General features: G+C 55.2%; 17 protein-coding genes. 11 read left to right on the top strand and 6 right to left on the bottom strand.

The window, feature by feature from the left end; all coding sequences use genetic code 11:
• Positions 1 to 209: 209 nt before the first annotated feature.
• Positions 210 to 929 carry a two-component system response regulator OmpR gene (gene ompR, locus GBC03_02650; protein ID QFS69185.1) on the top strand — a complete coding sequence of 240 codons (720 nt, stop codon included), beginning with the start codon at positions 210 to 212 and terminating at the stop codon, positions 927 to 929.
• Complete coding sequence (gene envZ / locus GBC03_02645; GenBank protein QFS69184.1) at positions 926 to 2,278, top strand: two-component system sensor histidine kinase EnvZ; 1,353 nt, start codon at positions 926 to 928, stop codon at positions 2,276 to 2,278. Before ompR ends, envZ begins: the two co-directional genes overlap by 4 nt.
• A 114-nt stretch (positions 2,279 to 2,392) precedes the next feature.
• Here envZ and pckA read toward each other — a convergent pair whose 3' ends face one another.
• From pckA to igaA, 5 genes are all read right to left on the bottom strand, one after another.
• Positions 2,393 to 4,012, bottom strand: coding sequence for a phosphoenolpyruvate carboxykinase (ATP) (gene pckA, locus GBC03_02640; GenBank protein QFS69183.1), 1,620 nt, complete (start codon positions 4,010 to 4,012; stop codon positions 2,393 to 2,395).
• 373 nt (positions 4,013 to 4,385) lie between these two features.
• Entirely contained in the window at positions 4,386 to 5,264 is an 879-nt protein-coding gene (locus GBC03_02635; GenBank protein ID QFS69182.1) for an Hsp33 family molecular chaperone HslO, read from the bottom strand.
• Positions 5,265 to 5,288: 24 nt separating this feature from the next.
• Positions 5,289 to 5,690 (bottom strand): ribosome-associated heat shock protein Hsp15, encoded by a 402-nt coding sequence (gene hslR, locus GBC03_02630; GenBank protein QFS69181.1) that lies wholly within the window; start codon positions 5,688 to 5,690, stop codon positions 5,289 to 5,291.
• Positions 5,691 to 5,700: 10 nt separating this feature from the next.
• Positions 5,701 to 6,369: a GMP/IMP nucleotidase gene (locus tag GBC03_02625; protein ID QFS69180.1), complete on the bottom strand. Its 669-nt coding sequence runs from the start codon at positions 6,367 to 6,369 to the stop codon at positions 5,701 to 5,703.
• 65 nt (positions 6,370 to 6,434) lie between these two features.
• Positions 6,435 to 8,567: an intracellular growth attenuator protein IgaA gene (gene igaA / locus GBC03_02620; GenBank protein ID QFS69179.1), complete on the bottom strand. Its 2,133-nt coding sequence runs from the start codon at positions 8,565 to 8,567 to the stop codon at positions 6,435 to 6,437.
• Between the two features lie 324 nt (positions 8,568 to 8,891).
• On the opposite strand from igaA, the gene nudE reads away from it, so the two are divergent.
• The gene (gene nudE / locus GBC03_02615) at positions 8,892 to 9,452 is read left to right on the top strand and encodes an ADP compounds hydrolase NudE (GenBank protein QFS69178.1); all 561 of its coding nucleotides are present in this window, start codon (positions 8,892 to 8,894) and stop codon (positions 9,450 to 9,452) included.
• A gap of 88 nt (positions 9,453 to 9,540) precedes the next feature.
• On the opposite strand, the gene mrcA is transcribed toward nudE, so the two are convergent.
• Entirely contained in the window at positions 9,541 to 12,117 is a 2,577-nt protein-coding gene (gene mrcA, locus GBC03_02610; GenBank protein ID QFS69177.1) for a peptidoglycan glycosyltransferase/peptidoglycan DD-transpeptidase MrcA, read from the bottom strand.
• A gap of 96 nt (positions 12,118 to 12,213) precedes the next feature.
• Between mrcA and GBC03_02605 the strand changes: the two genes are divergently transcribed.
• The 8 genes from GBC03_02605 (at position 12,214) to damX (ending at position 18,877) form a co-directional block, all read left to right on the top strand.
• Positions 12,214 to 12,993 carry a DNA utilization protein HofM gene (locus GBC03_02605; protein ID QFS69176.1) on the top strand — a complete coding sequence of 260 codons (780 nt, stop codon included), beginning with the start codon at positions 12,214 to 12,216 and terminating at the stop codon, positions 12,991 to 12,993.
• Positions 12,993 to 13,532, top strand: coding sequence for a DNA utilization protein HofN (locus GBC03_02600; protein ID QFS69175.1), 540 nt, complete (start codon positions 12,993 to 12,995; stop codon positions 13,530 to 13,532). Before GBC03_02605 ends, GBC03_02600 begins: the two co-directional genes overlap by 1 nt.
• The gene (locus GBC03_02595; GenBank protein QFS69174.1) at positions 13,516 to 13,974 is read left to right on the top strand and encodes a DNA utilization protein HofO; all 459 of its coding nucleotides are present in this window, start codon (positions 13,516 to 13,518) and stop codon (positions 13,972 to 13,974) included. The genes GBC03_02600 and GBC03_02595 overlap by 17 nt, the downstream gene beginning before the upstream one ends.
• Positions 13,964 to 14,368 (top strand): DUF2531 family protein, encoded by a 405-nt coding sequence (locus GBC03_02590; GenBank protein ID QFS69173.1) that lies wholly within the window; start codon positions 13,964 to 13,966, stop codon positions 14,366 to 14,368. Before GBC03_02595 ends, GBC03_02590 begins: the two co-directional genes overlap by 11 nt.
• Positions 14,280 to 15,518 carry a DNA uptake porin HofQ gene (hofQ, locus tag GBC03_02585; GenBank protein ID QFS69172.1) on the top strand — a complete coding sequence of 413 codons (1,239 nt, stop codon included), beginning with the start codon at positions 14,280 to 14,282 and terminating at the stop codon, positions 15,516 to 15,518. The genes GBC03_02590 and hofQ overlap by 89 nt, the downstream gene beginning before the upstream one ends.
• 306 nt (positions 15,519 to 15,824) lie before the next feature.
• Entirely contained in the window at positions 15,825 to 16,346 is a 522-nt protein-coding gene (gene aroK, locus GBC03_02580; GenBank protein QFS69171.1) for a shikimate kinase AroK, read from the top strand.
• A gap of 58 nt (positions 16,347 to 16,404) precedes the next feature.
• A complete protein-coding gene (gene aroB, locus GBC03_02575; protein QFS69170.1) occupies positions 16,405 to 17,493 on the top strand; it encodes a 3-dehydroquinate synthase in 1,089 nt (362 codons plus the stop codon).
• A 97-nt stretch (positions 17,494 to 17,590) separates the two neighbouring features.
• Entirely contained in the window at positions 17,591 to 18,877 is a 1,287-nt protein-coding gene (gene damX, locus GBC03_02570; GenBank protein QFS69169.1) for a cell division protein DamX, read from the top strand.
• Positions 18,878 to 18,881 lie beyond the last annotated feature (4 nt).

Raw genomic sequence — 18,881 nt, 5'->3', positions numbered from 1 at the left:
AGTCTGTGACGATGCGCACAATTCGTATTACGTCACCCTGCTAACAGAATAAATAATGTGCCGCGCGTTTCATTGTATACTTAAGCTGCTGTTAAATATGCTTTGTAACAATTTAGCCTGGAATTCATACCAGAATTTGCTGGTGGCGAACGTAAGCTTTTTTAAGAATACATATCTTCAATTGTTGCGAACCTTTGGGAGTACAAACAATGCAAGAGAACTATAAAATTCTGGTGGTCGATGACGACATGCGCCTGCGCGCGCTGCTGGAGCGTTATCTGACCGAGCAGGGCTTCCAGGTTCGAAGCGTCGCTAACGCCGAGCAAATGGATCGTCTGCTAACCCGTGAATCTTTCCACCTTATGGTACTGGATCTGATGCTGCCGGGTGAAGATGGGCTGTCTATTTGCCGCCGTCTGCGCAGCCAGAGTAACCCGATGCCGATCATCATGGTCACGGCGAAAGGGGAAGAAGTTGACCGCATTGTCGGCCTGGAAATCGGCGCTGATGACTATATCCCGAAACCGTTTAACCCACGTGAACTGCTGGCGCGTATTCGCGCGGTGCTGCGTCGTCAGGCGAACGAACTGCCGGGCGCACCTTCTCAGGAAGAGGCCGTCATTGCTTTTGGTAAGTTCAAACTGAACCTGGGTACTCGCGAAATGTTCCGCGAAGACGAGCCGATGCCGCTCACCAGCGGTGAGTTTGCCGTGCTGAAAGCGCTGGTAAGCCACCCACGTGAGCCGCTGTCCCGTGACAAGCTGATGAACCTGGCGCGTGGCCGCGAGTATTCCGCGATGGAACGTTCCATCGACGTACAGATTTCCCGTCTGCGCCGTATGGTCGAAGAAGATCCCGCGCATCCGCGTTACATTCAGACCGTATGGGGTCTGGGCTACGTCTTCGTACCGGACGGTTCTAAAGCATGAGGCGAATGCGCTTCTCGCCACGAAGTTCATTTGCCCGCACGCTGTTGCTCATCGTCACTTTGCTGTTTGTCAGCCTGGTGACGACCTATCTGGTGGTGCTGAACTTTGCGATTCTGCCGAGTCTCCAGCAGTTTAATAAGGTCCTGGCCTACGAAGTGCGTATGCTGATGACCGATAAACTGCAACTGGAGGACGGCACGCAACTGGTGGTGCCTCCCGCTTTTCGTCGGGAAATTTACCGTGAACTGGGGATTTCTCTCTATTCCAACGAAGCCGCTGAAGAGGCAGGACTGCGTTGGGCGCAACACTATGAATTCTTAAGCCATCAGATGGCGCAGCAGTTGGGCGGCCCGACGGAAGTGCGCGTAGAGGTCAACAAAAGCTCGCCGGTCGTCTGGCTGAAAACCTGGCTGTCACCCAATATCTGGGTACGCGTTCCGTTAACGGAAATTCATCAGGGCGACTTCTCCCCGCTGTTCCGCTATACGCTGGCTATCATGCTTCTGGCGATAGGGGGGGCGTGGCTGTTTATTCGTATACAAAACCGACCCCTTGTGGATCTTGAGCATGCTGCCCTACAGGTAGGGAAAGGCATTATTCCGCCGCCGCTGCGTGAGTATGGCGCGTCTGAGGTGCGCTCGGTGACCCGTGCCTTCAACCATATGGCGGCCGGAGTGAAGCAGCTAGCGGATGACCGAACGCTGCTGATGGCGGGGGTCAGTCACGATCTCCGCACGCCGCTGACGCGTATTCGTCTGGCGACGGAGATGATGGGCGAACAGGATGGTTATCTGGCGGAGTCCATCAACAAAGATATTGAAGAGTGCAACGCGATCATTGAGCAGTTCATCGACTATCTGCGTACCGGACAGGAGATGCCGATGGAGATGGCCGATCTCAACGCTGTGCTGGGTGAAGTGGTGGCGGCAGAAAGCGGCTATGAACGTGAAATTGATACGGCGCTACAGCCGGGCAGTATTCAGGTGAAAATGCACCCGCTGTCCATCAAGCGTGCGGTAGCCAACATGGTGGTTAACGCGGCGCGTTATGGCAACGGATGGATCAAAGTCAGCAGCGGGACAGAACCTCATCGGGCCTGGTTCCAGGTGGAAGATGACGGCCCCGGCATTAAGCCTGAGCAGCGTAAACACCTGTTCCAGCCGTTTGTGCGCGGCGACAGTGCGCGCAGCACCAGCGGTACCGGTTTAGGGCTGGCGATTGTGCAGCGTATCATTGATAACCATAACGGCATGCTGGAAATTGGTACCAGTGAGCGGGGCGGGCTCTCCATTCGCGCCTGGCTACCCGTTCCTGTGATCCGCGTCCAGGGGACGACAAAAGAGGCGTAAAAAAGGGAGGCGAAATGCCTCCCTTTGTTTTTCTGAATCGCCTGATGGCGCTGCGCTTATCAGGCCTACGTTTGTGTTGTGCCAGGCCTTATGCCGCCATCCGGCTCATTCGACTTACAGCTTCGGTCCGGCGCTTACCAGCGCTTCACCTGCTGGCGTATCCGTATATTTCTCGAAGTTCTCGATGAACAGTTTCGCCAGTGCGGTGGCTTTTTCCTGCCACTGTTCAGGAGACCCGTAGGTGTTACGCGGGTCGAGGATATGGGTATCCACACCCGGCAACTCGGTCGGGATCGCCAGATCAAACATCGGCAGATTGAAGGTTTCCGCATCGTCCAGAGAACCGTTCAGGATGGCATCGATAATGGCGCGGGTATCTTTGATGGAGATACGTTTGCCCGTACCGTTCCAGCCGGTGTTGACCAGGTAAGCCTGTGCGCCTGCGGCCTGCATGCGTTTCACCAGGACTTCAGCATACTGCGTTGGGTGCAGCGACAGGAATGCCGCGCCAAAGCAGGCGGAGAAGGTTGGCGTCGGCTCGGTGACACCGCGCTCAGTACCGGCCAGTTTGGCCGTGAAGCCAGACAGGAAGTGGTACTGCGTCTGGTTGGCTGTCAGGCGAGAAACCGGCGGCAGCACGCCAAAGGCATCAGCGGTCAGGAAGATCACCTTCGTGGCATGACCGGCTTTGGAAATCGGCTTAACGATGTTTTCGATGTGGTAGATCGGATAGGAAACGCGGGTATTCTCGGTTTTCGAACCGTCGTCAAAATCGATAGTCCCATCGTCGCGAACGGTGACGTTTTCTAACAGCGCATCACGGCGGATAGCGTTGTAGATTTCCGGTTCCGCTTCTTTCGACAACTTGATCGTTTTAGCGTAGCAGCCGCCTTCAAAGTTGAACACGCCGTCATCGTCCCAACCGTGCTCGTCATCGCCGATCAGACGACGTTTCGGGTCGGTGGAGAGGGTGGTTTTTCCGGTACCGGAAAGACCGAAGAACACGGCAACGTCGCCTTTCTCACCCACGTTGGCGGAACAGTGCATCGATGCAATGCCCTTCAACGGCAGCAGATAGTTCATCACCGAGAACATGCCTTTCTTCATTTCGCCGCCGTACCAGGTACCACCAATCAACTGGATACGTTCGGTCAGGTTGAAGGCGACAAAGTTCTCAGAGTTCAGACCCTGCTCTTTCCACTGTGGGTTTGTGCATTTCGCGCCGTTCATCACGATAAAGTCAGGTTCAAAACCTTCCAGTTCGTCATCGCTCGGGCGAATAAACATGTTCTTCACGAAATGAGCCTGCCACGCCACTTCAGTAATGAAGCGGACAGAAAGGCGGGTGTCGGCGTTTGCGCCACAGAAAGCATCAACGATAAACAGACGTTTACCGGAAAGTTGTTTGGTCACTAGCCCTTTCAGGTGCTGCCAGGTTTCCTGGGACAGCGGTTTGTTGTCGTTCTTGCCTTTTCCTTTGTCGGACCACCACAGCGTGTCACGCGTGGTATCATCACGAACAATGTACTTATCCTTCGGCGAACGTCCGGTGAAAATACCGGTATCAACTGCAACGGCACCCAGGTTCGTCAACACACCGCGCTCGTAACCTTCCAGGCTTGGGTCTAGCTCTTCCTGGTAAAGGGTTTCATAGCTTGGGTTGTAAACGATATCCTGAACGTCGCTGATACCATAAGCCTTGAGATCTTGCGGGGTTAATCGTTTCACGCGCATATCACTGCTCCTTAGCCAATATGTATTACCTGAAATAATAAGGTTTTTGTTGGGGTGTTAACCGCGACAAGGCTCATAGATTTACTTATCTGGACAAAATCACGATTGACTGAAAACGCTGTGACTCCAGTCACGAAGCGGGGCTTATTATGGCAGGAATGACTTTTTAGTTGTGTAAAATGTTCTTAAAAGGTTAAAAAATAGTATTTTTCACGGAGATGTTGTGAGTGTAATCGCATTCATGTGGAAAATTAACAAAACGCTTACATGTAGAATATCGATTCACCACGAAAGAAAATTTTAGCAAAAAGTGCGGAATATAGTGCGGACGGTCGGAGACGCATCGCGTCGTCCGACCGGTTCAGTATGTCGATCAGTGAACCTGCGGATCGGCAGGGGAGGCGTTATTGCGGATCTCGGCAATATCCATGGCGTTGAACAGGTAGTGGCTCCCGCAGTAGTCGCAATGCATATCGATTTCGCCTTCTTCCGCCAGAATGCTGTCTACCTCTTCGTCCGGCAGCGTTTTTAGCGCGCCGGCACAGCGCTCGCGTGAGCAGGTGCATTTGAACTCAACGTTCTGCGGATCGTAAAGGGTGACCTCTTCTTCGTGATACAGACGCCACAGCACCTCGTTGGCCGGCAGGGTCAGCAACTCTTCAGACTTGATGGTTTCAGTCAGCGTAGCCAGATGAGTAAAGTCATCCGCCTGCGCATCCTGCGCCGGCATTACCTGCAGCAGCATCCCGCCCGCAGCGGCTTTCCCGTCGACTTCGCCAGTGCGAATAAACAGACGGGTCGGCAACTGCTCAGAGCGCATGAAGTAATTTTCCAGACATGCCGCCAGCGTATCGCCTTCCAGTCCGACAACGCCCTGATAACGTTCGCCCTCTTCCGGCGTAATGGTAATCACCAGATAACCATTACCGACCAGGGTTTTCAGGTCTGCATCTTCCGGGATATCGCCCTGGACGCGCGCTACGCCGCGCATCTGCTGATTGTTGTTGCCGTTGATCACCGCAAGGCTCAACGGACCATCGCCCTGGAGCTGAACGGTAATGTCACCGGCGAACTTCAGCGTTGCCGTGAGCAGGCTGGTGGCGACCAGCAACTCAGCCAGCACAGTTTTCACTGGCTGCGGATACGTATGGTTTTCGAGGATCTGTTGCAGGGTTTCCGATACGGTTACCAGTTCGCCACGCACGGCAAAGTTTTCAAACAGATAGCGGTGTAATTGGTCATGTTGCGGCATAATCATCTCTCTTGCGGGTGACAGTTACTCACTGTCGCCGTGTTTAAAACGTAACAGGTCGCGGCGTTCTTTTTTGTCCGGTCGTCTGTCCGGGTGCGGCATGGTCAGGGCGTTAAGCTTACGTGCCAGCGCCATTTTTTCGCGTTTTGCTACGCTTTCCGCTGTCTCTTCATACAGAGTGACGGCTTCGCTGGCCGGGCGACGCTGCTCGGCGATCGCTTTGATCACCACCGTTCGCTCGTCATTGCCCTGACGCAGCGTTAACGTGGCGTTCAGTTCGACTATCTTGCTCGGCTTACTGCGCTGTCCGTTGTAGTGAACTTTCCCGCCGTCCACCATTTCGCGGGCCAGCGCGCGGGTTTTATAAAACCGCGCAGCCCACAGCCATTTATCCAGTCTGACCTCAACAGAGGGCTTTTCTTTCATGGCGTCTCCTTCACATCAGTGAGGGGATCAGTCGACGGTAGTCATTCAGTGACGGATGGCGCACATACTGTTTTTCCGCAACGCCAGAGTCGGGGTTAGTCACGCCGAGGCAATAACGAATACCAAACTTCGCGGCAGCGTCGAGAATGGGTTCGCTATCGTCAATAAACAGCGTTTTTTCTGCACTCATTCCCGTCTCATCCGCCACGGCGCGCCATAACCGCTGATCCTCTTTGGGATATCCAAATGTGTGGGTAGAAAGTAATAAATCAAGGTGTGAAGCCAGACCGGTATGCTCCAGCTTCACGGCCAGATTATGCGGATGCGCGTTAGTCAACAAAATCCGCCGTTTACCGCAGGCTTTCAGCGCATCTAAAAAGGGGACTGTATCATCACGCAACACGGCACGCGGCCCCATTGCGGTGGTCATCGCGCAGATATCCAGGCCCAGACGGTCGCTCCAGTAATCAAGACAGTACCAGTTTAGCGTATGCTGCACGGCATGATATTCCTGACGGATGCGTTCCTGCGCTTCCTGTGGCGAGATCCCGTTCTGTGCCCCATAGGTTTCAGGCACCAGTTTTTGCCAGAAGTAGTTATCAAACGCCAGGTCGAGCAGCGTGCCGTCCATGTCTAACAGAACGGTATCCACGTTCTGCCAGGCAATATCAATATGCATGGGAACTCTCCAGAATAAAACGCGATGCGGCACAGGGTAGCACACCCGGTGCCGCAGACATGTTATCAGATGAGGCTTTCCGGAGAGCTGATGAGCTTCGGATTCAGGCAGCTTTCATAGTACTGCTGAATCTCCATCAGGCGGGTGCGATGGCGCTGATAGCGGCGGAATGCCTGTACGCCATTATAGAGTGCGCAGGCCAGCATCGTCAGCATCAGCAGTGTGGTGCCGAGGTAACGCCACAAACCGGAACGATCGGGAATGCGATGCAGGCCGATATGCTGCGTGCCATTGGCGTCAGTATAAATATTGGTGACAATCCCTTCGGCGCTAAACGGCGTGTTCATCAGCATTTGCGCCAGTCGCTGGAAGGCACTCCACTGCTCCTGCGCCGGGTAGTCATACAGCGATACGGTCGGCCAGGGTTGATCGACCAGATCGCTGCCTTCATCGCTGACGATCAGGAATCCACCGGGGGCGGGGCTGTTCAACGACTGGGCGGCGCGGGCCGTTTCGCGGGTAATAAAGGGCGCGGTCGAGGTGGTGACCAGGTTGTCGAGCGATTCTGCGCTGACAGGACGCAACAGAACGTTAACGCCGTCCAGTTTGCCTGCGTTGGCTCGTTTCACCAGCGCGCTCCAGTCTTTGCTGTTTCCCAGGTTGACCAGCGCATTTTTGAGGCGCACGCATTCATCTTCTGCTGCGCACAAATCAGCGGTTTTCAGGACGATATCGCCAAAGTCATCTAACAACACCATGCCTGACTTCTGAATGGCGGAACGCAAGGCCGCACTGACGCGGGAGTCATCTTCCGGCTTTGGATGCAACTGACGGTTAACGGCCTGCGAGAGCGCGGTGGCTTTGTTCACCAGATCGGATTCCGGCAACGGCAGCGCGGGGGCGTCATTCCAGATGATTTGCGAGCAGTCAAACGGCATAAACGGTGAGTTGGTTTGTGCGCTCCAGGTGCCCTGCGCATGAATATTACACATGCCAGTACCGCGAAGGTTCAGGGTGTCGCCGACGCGCACACCTGATTGTTCGAGCTGTTTTACGCTGGTTGCTTCGATAGTCTGCGCACCCTTCATCCATGACAGCGTGAACTTAATCGGCATATCGAGCGGGATCCAGAACAGCAGCATGACAAGCACCAGCAGTGAACCACCGGCGATAATCGTGCTGCGCACCCAGTGTTGCAGCGGGAAGTTTCTCACCTCGTCATGCAGGGATAAAAATCGCCCCTGCCGCACGACGTGGCGATCGAGATAAATATCAATATCCGTTTGCTGACCGAGATCCTGCGCAATGTAAGGCTGCCAGTGAGTTGGATAAACCAGGTCGATAATCCCCAGCGAGATATTGTTTATCTGCTCCTGGTCATTTTCACCAAACAGTCCCCAGCGGCGCGGCGTTCCACGCAGACAGTGAATTTCGCGCAGCGCCGTTTTCGACGGCGGAGCGAATAGGCCCCACAATCCTGCCGCCAGCAACAGTACGGCTCCGCCCACCATCCACGGCACAAAGACGTCCGGCGTGACCAGACAGAAAAAGAACAACAGGAAGGCGGCGACTATCAGCAGCGCTTCGCGAAAACCGGCCGGGCGGCTGAGTGCGTACTCTTCATGCGTCTCCTGACGAATATTCAGCAGTTCAATCTGCTCGCTTTCTTCACCGCGAATCGACGCCTGTGTGGACGTGGTGGGCTGCAGCGCATAGCCGCGTGCTTCCTGCATATACTCTTGCAGGGAGTGACCATTCAGCGAGATAACCAGCGGCAGCGTGTCGGTGTGGATCAGTTCAACGTTGTTTTCATCGTTAATGTACTGTTCCCAGAAAGGCGGCAGGTGAACCTCAACGGAATCGAGGTAGTAGCGCCATTTATTGGGATCGTCCGTAGTGATGCCGTAGCGGGTGATCGAGTGGGTCAGAATGATGACGCTATTGCTTTCAGCATTCAGCGTCAGGGAAACAGGCGCTGCGCTGGCACCCGTTGGACCGGGTACCCGCTGGATTTGGCTCAGGCTATCAAGATAATTTTCAACGGCACTGCGTTCTTCAGGCGTAAGCTTGCGCGTCGCCGCCTCTGAGAAGGCATTCGTCCACGGCAGTTTTCGCCGCCTGGCCCGGACGTTAAGTCGCCACCAGGCCAGCAATGCGCAGGCCAGCAACGCCGCTAAAAAAATCAGAATGGTGCTCATGCTTTCCCCATCTTACTTAATCTGTCAGGCGTGGTCAGTCGCACCCTGTCACAATAAACGTGATTCCGTGGTTGGCTATCGGCAAGCATGGAGTTGAACTTGAGCATTTTTCAGCGCATCCCAGTGAGTGCTGATGATAGCAAAATCTGCAAAAACGGAATATCAGCAAATTCCTGGACCTATTTCAACCTATTGACTTTTAATTTGAAACAGGAATTATATTTTTATTAGGTTACATAAATGTAAATAACTGGCAATTCACATTGCCGAAACCGTGTTGCGTACCGCACAATAACAACAGATTTCACGGCATAGATTCTCACGATGAGCAAATCATTACAAAAACCCACCATTCTGAACGTCGAAACGGTTGCGCAGTCGCGGCTATTTAGCGTTGAAAGCGTGGACCTCGAATTCAGCAACGGTGTGCGTCGCGTTTATGAACGAATGCGTCCTTCTACCCGTGAAGCAGTAATGATTGTCCCGATTGTAGACGATCATATGATCCTGATTCGTGAATACGCAGTGGGGACGGAGTCCTATGAGCTGGGCTTTTCCAAAGGGTTGATTGACCCCGGTGAAAGCGTGTTTGAAGCGGCGAACCGGGAACTGAAAGAGGAGGTCGGTTTTGGGGCAAACGATCTGACCTTTTTGAAAAAACTCAGCATGGCGCCATCTTACTTCTCCAGCAAGATGAACATCGTGGTGGCGGAAGACCTTTATCCCGAGTCGCTGGAAGGCGATGAGCCAGAGCCGCTGCCACAGGTGCGCTGGCCGCTGGCGCATCTGATGGATCTGTTGGAAGACCCCGATTTCACCGAAGCGCGAAACGTGAGCGCATTGTTCCTCGTGCGCGAATGGTTGAAAGGGCAGGGGCGGTTGTAGGGCAAATAGCGGTGTAGGCCGGATAAGGCGTAGCCGCCATCCGGCGATAATACCAGCAGTAAAAAAGGCGCCTTAGCGCCTTTTTTATTTAGAACAACTCGTGTGTCTCACCACCGTCAGTGATGGTCGTCCCCACCTCATGCACCGCCTGCTGTGTCGGCTGCGTGCCTTCGATGAAATATTCTGCACGGCTGTTACCGCCGTTCGCCAGTTGCCCGGTACTGCGATCGATATTGACCGTGACGATACCTGGTGGTGGCGTCAGCGGCTCTTCAGGAACCCCTTCCAGCACCGCTTTCATGTAGGCATCCCATGCGGGTTGCGCACTCTTCGCGCCACCTTCGTAACCGGAGATCTGATCTTTGATCGCGCCAGAGGCGGTGGTGCGTCCCAGATCACGGCGGTGGTCGTCAAATCCAATCCACACGGAGGTGACCACCCCCGGGCCGTAGCCGGAGAACCAGGCGTCTTTCGAGCTGTTGGTCGTCCCGGTTTTACCGCCGATATCGTGGCGATTCAGATCGCGGCCCGCACGCCAACCGGTGCCCATCCAGCCTGGTTCGCCGAAGATGTTGGTGTTCAACGCACTCTTAATCAGGAAGGCCAGCGGCGTGTTGATCACATGCGGCGCATACTCTTGCGCCCCGGTCTGCGCCACTAACGCCTGATTTGCCTGCTCCAGCTTGGGCATTGGCACGGCGGCGTTTTGCTGTTCACCAGAGATAGCGACATCTTCCACATTGCTGTTTTCCAGCACGTTGGATTTCTGCGTATCACCGTAAATCACCGGAATATCGCATTCCGGACAAGCAATTTTCGGCTTCGCTTCGAAAATCACACCGTTCTGGTCCGTTTCAATCTTGCTGATGAAATACGGGTCGACCAGGAAGCCGCCGTTCGACATCACCGCATAACCGCGCGCCACCTGCAGCGGGGTAAAGGATGCAGAGCCCAGCGCCAGGGATTCGGTATGTACAATGTTTTGTGCCGGGAAGCCGAACCGTTGCAGATATTCCGCCGCGTAGTCCACGCCCATTGCTCGCATGGCGCGTACCATCACCACGTTTTTCGATTCACCCAGCCCCTGACGTAAACGAATCGGGCCTGCGTACTGCGGTGGTGAGTTCTTCGGACGCCAGTCGGAACCGGCACCAGCATCCCAGCGGGAGATAGGCACGTCGTTCAACATGCTCGCCAGCGTCAGACCTTTATCCATCGCGGCGGTGTAGAGGAACGGCTTAATGTTAGAGCCGACCTGACGCAGTGCCTGGGTGGCTCGGTTGAACTTGCTCTGGTTAAAGTCAAAGCCACCGACCAGCGCCAGCACGGCCCCGTTTTTCGGATTGATAGAGACCAGCGCGGAGTTCACATCCGGAACCTGCGCCAGCCACCAGGCTTCGCCCATCTTCCGCACCCAGATCTGCTGACCAGTCTGCACCGCGTCGGTTACTTTACGTGGCGTCGGCCCCTGCTGGGTATCTGAGCGATAAGGACGCGCCCAACGAATGCCATCCATCCGCAGAGAGACCGAGGTGCCATCTGCCAGAGTCGCCGTCGCTTCCTGCGGGTTTGCACTGGTGATCACCGCAGGCAGCAGCGGCCCGTAGGTTGGCAACGCTTTCAGCGTGTCGGTGATTTTCTTACTGTCCCACGCGGTTTCACCTACTTTCCACAGTACGTTGGCCGGGCCGCGATAGCCGTGGCGCATGTCGTAGTCCAGTACGTTATTGCGTACCGCCTGTTGCGCAGCCTGCTGTACCTTGCGGGTAATGGTGGTGTAAATGCGATAACCGTCTTCATAGGCGTTTTCGCCGTAACGGCTGTACATCTCCTGACGCACCATTTCTGACAGATACGGGGCGGAGAAGGCGATTTCTGGCGCATGATAGTTGGCGTCGATCGGCTCATTACGTGCCTGATCGTACTGCGCCTGGGTGATGTACCCTTCGCTCAGCATACGCGATAGCACCACGTTGCGGCGCGCGGTCGCGCGGTCCATCGAATAGAGCGGGTTAAAGGTGGAAGGCGCTTTCGGCAGACCGGCAATCACGGCGATTTCACTCAGATCAAGCTGGTCGACGGATTTACCGAAATAGACCTGCGCCGCCGCACCGACGCCATAGGCGCGGTAACCGAGATAGATCTTGTTCAGATAGAGTTCGAGGATCTCATCTTTGCTCAGCAGTTGCTCAATGCGGATTGCCAGGAACACTTCCTTAATCTTACGCATCAGCGTGCGTTCGGGGCTAAGGAAGAAGTTTCTCGCAAGCTGCTGGGTGATGGTACTCGCCCCCTGAGAGGCGTGGCCGGAGAACAGCGCGACGCTGGCCGCACGGAAAATCCCCACCGGGTCAACGCCGTGGTGCTCATAGAAGCGACTGTCTTCTGTGGCGATAAAGGCTTTGACCATTTCCGGCGGGATCTGACTGAGCGTCACCGGAATACGACGTTTCTCACCATATTGCGCGATGAGCTCGCCATCTGCGCTGTAAACCTGCATCGGGATCTGCAAACGCACATCTTTAAGCGTCGCGACGTCAGGTAACTGTGGCTCAATATAGCGATAGAGGCCATAAATCGAGCCTGCTCCCAGCAGGATGCAACATACTGCAAGGATCAATAAATACTTTACGAACTTCACCGGAGATTTCCCATTTAGTTTCATTTGGGCAGTTTATAAACAACCGCGCGGTAGTATAAAGGCAAGCCAGACGCATTGATATACCCGCGAGAGCGACGGGTGATAAGGAGATCATCAGCAATGGCTTTCAGATTCTGGCAAGTCGGCCTGCACATTCAGCCACATGAAGCCCTGGCGGTTGCCGTCGTTCGCGGCGCGTCGGGCTGGTATCTACAGCGCTGGTGGCGTCTGCCGCTGGCGCAACAGACGATCAACGACGGACATTTTCACGACGCCGAACAGCTTGTGGCGGTGTTACAACCGTGGAGTCGCGAACTGCCGCAGCGCCATCATATTCACCTCTCTTTTCCCGCAGGTCGGACGCGGCAAAAGCGTTTTCCCCGTCCGTCAATGTCACTTCGCGAGCGCGAACAAACCGCCTGGCTGACAGGGTCGATGGCGCGTGAACTGGATATGGAATCGGCTGCACTGCGATTTGATTATAGTGAAGATGCGCTCGTCCCGGCCTATACGGTCACCGCCGCTCAGGACAAAGAGATTTCAGGCTTGTTGACGCTGGCGAAAACGCTCGGCGTGAATGTCACCGCGATCACGCCGGATGCCTGCGCATTGCAGCGTCTGCTACCTTTTCTTTCCCCGGAACAGTCCTGCCTGGCATGGCGTGATGACACGCAGTGGTTGTGGGCGACGCGCGACGCCTGGGGACGAAAATCGCTGACAGAAATAAGCCATATTTGCGACCTGGCCGCTGCGCTTTCCCTCCAGCCCGAAGAGGTGGCGCTCTGCGCAAAAGAGGGATTTGACCCCTGGCAGGCGGTTTCAATCCGTCAACCTCCCGTGCCCGTGGAAGGTCATGCTTTCGCCGTCGCGCTGGGGCTGGCGTTAGGGGGAATGCGCTGATGCAATCCCCTGTCAATTTTTTGCCCTGGCGACAACAGCGGCGTAGTGCCTGTCTGCGTTTGTGGGGCGGGCTGTTCAGTGCATCAGCAGCGATTGTGTTGGCGTTAATGCTGAGCGGATACGCCGTTCGCAGCATGAGTGGGCGAGTGAATGTGGTCTTACTGCGGGCAGAGCAGCAGCTTGCAGCCGCTCTGGCGACAGTGAAACCCCGACTGGAGGCGCGTCAACGTCAGGCGCAGCAGGCCATTCAACGAGACAGATTGCGGGAGCAGACCCGTCGCTGGCAGTCGGCGCTGGAAAACCTTGCGTTGAGCATACCCGCGCAGGCCTGGCTGACCAACATGGACTACCAGCAAAGCACGCTGACGCTCAGCGGAAAAGCACTGACCTTTTCTGCGCTTAGCGCGCTGGAAACCGCTCTGCGCGACTTGCCGTTGTTTGAGATAAACCACACCGGCGCCACCCAGCGTGATGCGCAGGGATACTGGCAGTTTCAGTACCGGCTGAAATGGAGAGAAGCGCATGATCGTCCTCTTTGACGTCTGGTGTGCCTTTTCTCCTCGCATCCGCGTTGTCTGCTGGGCAAGTTGGGTGGCTGTGCTAAGTGCGCTCGCTATGTTTTTTCTGCACTTTCCGGGAAGGGGGGACGATGATGCGCTTAACCTGCAACGGGCGGCGAACCGCCAGCTCAGGCCAACGTTGTACCGCCTCTCCGGCGCACTGACAGAGTCGCAGGTTTCATCGACATCGCAAACGTCGCCATTTTCACCCCTCTCGCTTCAGGTGCCGAATGTGCAGTTGCTGCACTGGCAACCGTCGGCGCAAGGGGGGGAACTTGCGGTGAAGGCCCCGTGGGAGGCGGTGGTGTCATTATTTGGTTATCTGGCGACGCGAGGGATGTCCGTGAGTGGATTCTCGCTGAAGGCAGAAAACGACGAACGGGTGCTGACGCTCACTCTGGAGTCTTTTCATGAAGGGTAGGGACGGACTGCTGGTGGCCTTTTCATTGCTAATGCTGACCGGCATGCGCGATCCGTTCCGCCAACCAGACGATCGTTGTCATGGGGCAGAGCTGGCCCAATGGCGGTATCAGGGGATGGTGAGCCGGGGTGAGCGCAACATTGGCCTGGTGCAGGACGGCCTGCACCGCTGGCGGCGTGTCGAACCCCATGAAGTTCTGGATAACGGCTGGACAATCGTGCAACTCACCGCTCTGACGCTAACCGTGAGTACTGGTAAAGAGTGTGACCCGCCACAGTGGCAGTGGCAAAGACAAGGAGAGGTTAATGAAGCAATGGATACTGGTGCTATTGGTAGCCGCCATGCAGCCGGTTCTGGCCGGAAAAACTCAGAACGTGACGCTGGTGGTGGATGACGTTCCCGTCACGCAGGTACTCCAGGCGCTGGCTGAACAGGAACGGAAAAATCTTGTGGTATCGCCGGATGTCAGCGGCGTGGTGTCGCTGCATCTGACGGACGTCCCATGGAAACTGGCGCTCCAGACGGTGGTGAAGAGCGCCGGACTGGTGTTACGTCAGGAAGGACCGATTTTGCATGTGCATTCTGAAAGCTGGCAGAGCGAAGAAGCGGTGCGGCAGGAGGCGGAGATGGCGAGACGCCAGGCGAGTTTACCGCTGGAGAATCGGCACATTGCACTGCATTACGCCGATGCCACTGAACTGGCGAAAGCGGGAGGAAAACTGCTGAGTGCCAAAGGCAGTCTCACGGTGGATAAGCGCACCAACCGACTGCTGGTCAGGGACAACCCGCCGACGCTGGCGCTGGTGGAACAGTGGGTGGCGCAAATGGATCTGCCAATAGAACAGGTCGAGCTGGCGGCGCATATTGTGACCATCAATGAAAAAAGCCTGCGTGAGCTGGGGGTGAAATGGACGCTGGCAGAAGCAACGAAGGCTGGAGCCGTGGGACAAGTGACGACGATAGCCAGCGATCTCTCTGTCGCAAATGCTACCACTCGCATCGGATTTAATATTGGTCGTATTAATGGTCGGCTGCTGGATCTGGAACTGTCCGCGCTGGAGCAACAGCAGCAGCTCGATATTATCGCCAGTCCGCGTCTGTTAGCTTCCCATCTACAGCCTGCCAGCATCAAACAGGGGAGTGAGATCCCCTATCAGGTTTCCAGCGGCGAAAGCGGCGCAACGTCGGTTGAATTTAAAGAGGCCGTTCTCGGGATGGAAGTCACCCCTACGGTCTTACCTAAGGGGCGGATCCGCCTGAAGTTGCGCATCAGCCAGAATATGCCGGGGCAGGTGCTGCAACAGGCTGACGGTGAAGTGCTGGCTATCGATAAGCAGGAAATTGAAACGCAGGTCGAGGTGAAAAGCGGAGAGACGCTGGCGCTGGGCGGCATTTTTTCAAACAAGAATAAAACCGGTAAAGACAGTATTCCGTTGCTGGGTGACATTCCCTGGTTTGGACAACTCTTTCGTCATGACGGGAAAGAAAATGAACGTCGCGAGCTGGTGGTATTTATTACGCCCAGATTGGTCTCGACAGAATGATTTATGCATGAAACACCGTTGTTTTTGCACTTAACTCGTTTCAGGGATTTGACGTACGCAGCTATTTAGCATACAAGGAGTACCGATTTGAGAGTCGGTACTTCTCATCGCCGTCCGGCAATGCCGACTCGGATTGCCTACAATCTGGTTTGATGATTTATTCAGTTGCCAAACCTGCTTGAGTATTGAGATAATTTTCAGTCTGACTCTCGCAATATCTTATGAGGTTTCAGTTCATGTCCTGCTGCGCTCAGTGTCTGCGACGCGGGTTTATCATTAACGAATAGTCTTAGTAGTACCGAAAAAATGGCAGAGAAACGCAATATCTTTCTGGTTGGGCCTATGGGTGCCGGAAAAAGCACTATTGGGCGCCAGTTAGCTCAACAACTCAATATGGAATTTTACGATTCTGATCAAGAGATTGAGAAACGAACCGGAGCTGATGTGGGCTGGGTCTTCGACGTAGAAGGTGAAGACGGCTTCCGCGATCGTGAAGAGAAAGTCATCAACGAATTGACGGAAAAACAGGGTATTGTGCTGGCTACCGGCGGTGGCTCTGTAAAATCGCGTGAAACCCGTAATCGTCTTTCCGCACGTGGCGTCGTGGTTTATCTCGAAACGACCATCGAAAAACAACTTGCGCGTACACAGCGCGATAAAAAACGTCCGCTGTTGCAGGTTGAAGCGCCGCCTCGTGAAGTTCTGGAAGCGTTGGCCGACGAACGCAATCCGCTGTATGAAGAGATTGCCGACGTAACCATTCGTACCGATGATCAGAGCGCCAAAGTCGTTGCAAACCAGATTATTCATATGCTGGAAAGCAACTGATTCTGGCTTAATACACACTCGGTAAGCGGGTATAAGTCATTAAGGTGGATGTCGCGTCATGGAGAGGATTACCGTCACTCTCGGGGAACGTAGTTACCCTATCACCATCGCGGCTGGTTTGTTTAACGAACCAGCTTCATTCTTACCGCTGAAATCGGGCGATCAGGTTATGTTGGTCACCAACGAAACCCTGGCTCCCCTTTATCTTGATAAGATTCGCAGCGTACTTGAACAAGCGGGGGTGAATGTTGATAGCGTCATCCTGCCTGACGGCGAGCAGTACAAGAGCCTGACGGTGCTGGATACGGTATTCACCGCCTTACTGCAAAAACCACACGGTCGTGATACGACGCTGGTCGCACTTGGCGGCGGTGTCATTGGCGACCTGACCGGTTTTGCCGCAGCCAGCTATCAGCGCGGTGTTCGCTTCATCCAGGTCCCGACGACGCTTCTGTCGCAGGTCGACTCCTCCGTTGGCGGTAAAACCGCTGTAAACCATCCCCTCGGCAAAAACATGATTGGCGCGTTTTATCAGCCGGCCTCCGTGGTGGTGGATCTCGACTGTCTGAAAACGCTGCCTGCTCGCGAACTGGCGTCCGGTCTGGCGGAAGTGATCAAGTACGGCATTATTCTTGATGGCGAATTCTTTAGCTGGCTGGAAGAGAATCTGGATGCGCTATTGCGTCTGGACGGACCGGCAATGGCCTGGTGTATTCGTCGTTGTTGTGAGCTGAAAGCCGAAGTTGTCGCCGCAGACGAGCGCGAAACCGGCTTACGTGCTTTACTGAATCTTGGGCATACATACGGTCATGCCATTGAAGCTGAAATGGGTTATGGCAATTGGTTACATGGTGAGGCGGTCGCAGCAGGTATGGTAATGGCTGCGCGCACGTCGGAACGTCTGGGGCAGTTTGCGCCAGAAGATACGCAGCGCATCATCACGTTACTCAACCGTGCCGGTTTGCCGGTTCACGGACCACGCGAGATGTCCGCGCAGGCTTATCTGCCGCATATGTTGCGTGATAAAAAAGTGTTAGCGGGAGAAATGCGCTTAGTCCTTCCGCTGGCAATAGGGAAAAGTGAAGTACGCGGCGGTGTGTCGCACGAAGTCGTTCTTAACGCTATTGCTGATTGCCAGCAGGCGTAACAACAAGAAAGGTCGGACTGATACGGCTCACGTATCGGCCATTTAGATTCAGGTTAGTTGCAACGTCGTAAGCATTAGCCTTTGAGTGGGGTGTTAAATGGATGAATTCAAACCAGAAGACGAGCTGAAACCCGATCCCAGCGATCGTCGTACTGGTCGTTCTCGTCAATCTTCAGAACGCGGTGAACCGCAGATCAACTTTGATGATGTTGATCTGGATGCTGACGATCGCCGTCCTGCACGCGGGCGTAAAGAACGCCTTGATGAGCAAGAGAGGGAAGAAGATTACGATTCCGATGATGAAGCGTTCGTGGATGAAGAGCGCGTAGAGCGTCGTCCGCGTAAGCGTAAAAAAGCCGCCGGTAAACCTGCTTCCCGTCAGTACATGATGATGGGCGTGGGCGTGCTGGTTCTGCTGCTGTTGATCATCGGTATTGGCTCCGCGCTGAAAGCGCCTTCCACCCCGTCTTCAAACGCACAAACGGCGTCTGGCGAGAAGAGTATCGATCTCTCCGGCAATGCCGCTGACCAGGCAAACGGTGCCCAACCGGCTCCGGGAAGTACCTCCGCTGAACAGACTGCGGGCAACACGCCGCAGGATGTTTCTCTGCCGCCAATTTCCTCCACGCCGACGCAAGGACAAGCGCCTGCGACCGCAGAAGGCCAGCAGCGTGTAGAAGTGCAGGGCGATCTGAATAATGCTCTGACGCAACCGCAGGGTCAGGAACAGGTGAATAATGTGGTGGTGAACTCCACACTGCCTACTGAACCGGCGACCGTTGCACCAGTGCGTAATGGTAATGCGTCGAGCCAGACGGCTGCGGCACCTGGCAGCGAGCGCCCGGCCACCACGCGTCCGGAACGTAAGCAGGTTGTGATTGAGCCGAAGAAACCGCAGACAACCGCGAAAGCGACGCCAGCGGAACCGAAGCCGACGACCCAGCCTAAACGAGCGGAACCCGTAGCGCCTGCTGCCACCACAGCACCGAAAGCGACGGCCAACGCCGCACCGGCACAGACGGCTGCGCCAGCACAGACGGCAGCGCCTGTACAGACCGCGCCAGCGGCAACAAGTAGCGCGGCGGGAGGCAAAAGCGCCGGTAACGTCGGATCGCTGAAGTCAGCACCGTCCAGCCATTACACCCTGCAGCTCAGCAGCTCTTCTAACTACGACAACCTGAACGGTTGGGCGAAGAAAGAGAATCTGAAAAACTATGTGGTGTATCAGACGACGCGTAACGGTCAACCGTGGTATGTTCTGGTGTCTGGCGTGTACGCCTCGAAAGAAGATGCCAAACGCGCGGTTTCCACGCTGCCAGCCGATGTGCAGGCAAAAAATCCGTGGGCCAAACCGTTGCATCAGGTACAGGCCGATCTGAAATAATGTT

This window comes from Citrobacter telavivensis, from assembly GCA_009363175.1.
GTDB lineage: Bacteria > Pseudomonadota > Gammaproteobacteria > Enterobacterales > Enterobacteriaceae > Citrobacter_A > Citrobacter_A telavivensis.
The sequence above is the reverse complement of the archived record's forward strand: the minus strand, read 5'-3'. Positions and strand labels throughout refer to the sequence as shown.

Coding starts and splice junctions, on each gene's coding strand:
- igaA (QFS69179.1), bottom strand. CDS start 8,567: ATGAGCACCATTCTGATTTTTTTAGCGGCGTTGCTGGCCTGCGCATTG.
- aroB (QFS69170.1), top strand. CDS start 16,405: ATGGAGAGGATTACCGTCACTCTCGGGGAACGTAGTTACCCTATCACC.
- aroK (QFS69171.1), top strand. CDS start 15,825: ATGGCAGAGAAACGCAATATCTTTCTGGTTGGGCCTATGGGTGCCGGA.
- nudE (QFS69178.1), top strand. CDS start 8,892: ATGAGCAAATCATTACAAAAACCCACCATTCTGAACGTCGAAACGGTT.
- hslR (QFS69181.1), bottom strand. CDS start 5,690: ATGAAAGAAAAGCCCTCTGTTGAGGTCAGACTGGATAAATGGCTGTGG.
- GBC03_02625 (QFS69180.1), bottom strand. CDS start 6,369: ATGCATATTGATATTGCCTGGCAGAACGTGGATACCGTTCTGTTAGAC.
- ompR (QFS69185.1), top strand. CDS start 210: ATGCAAGAGAACTATAAAATTCTGGTGGTCGATGACGACATGCGCCTG.
- damX (QFS69169.1), top strand. CDS start 17,591: ATGGATGAATTCAAACCAGAAGACGAGCTGAAACCCGATCCCAGCGAT.
- GBC03_02605 (QFS69176.1), top strand. CDS start 12,214: ATGGCTTTCAGATTCTGGCAAGTCGGCCTGCACATTCAGCCACATGAA.
- GBC03_02590 (QFS69173.1), top strand. CDS start 13,964: ATGAAGGGTAGGGACGGACTGCTGGTGGCCTTTTCATTGCTAATGCTG.
- hofQ (QFS69172.1), top strand. CDS start 14,280: ATGAAGCAATGGATACTGGTGCTATTGGTAGCCGCCATGCAGCCGGTT.
- mrcA (QFS69177.1), bottom strand. CDS start 12,117: ATGAAACTAAATGGGAAATCTCCGGTGAAGTTCGTAAAGTATTTATTG.
- GBC03_02600 (QFS69175.1), top strand. CDS start 12,993: ATGCAATCCCCTGTCAATTTTTTGCCCTGGCGACAACAGCGGCGTAGT.
- GBC03_02595 (QFS69174.1), top strand. CDS start 13,516: ATGATCGTCCTCTTTGACGTCTGGTGTGCCTTTTCTCCTCGCATCCGC.
- pckA (QFS69183.1), bottom strand. CDS start 4,012: ATGCGCGTGAAACGATTAACCCCGCAAGATCTCAAGGCTTATGGTATC.
- GBC03_02635 (QFS69182.1), bottom strand. CDS start 5,264: ATGCCGCAACATGACCAATTACACCGCTATCTGTTTGAAAACTTTGCC.
- envZ (QFS69184.1), top strand. CDS start 926: ATGAGGCGAATGCGCTTCTCGCCACGAAGTTCATTTGCCCGCACGCTG.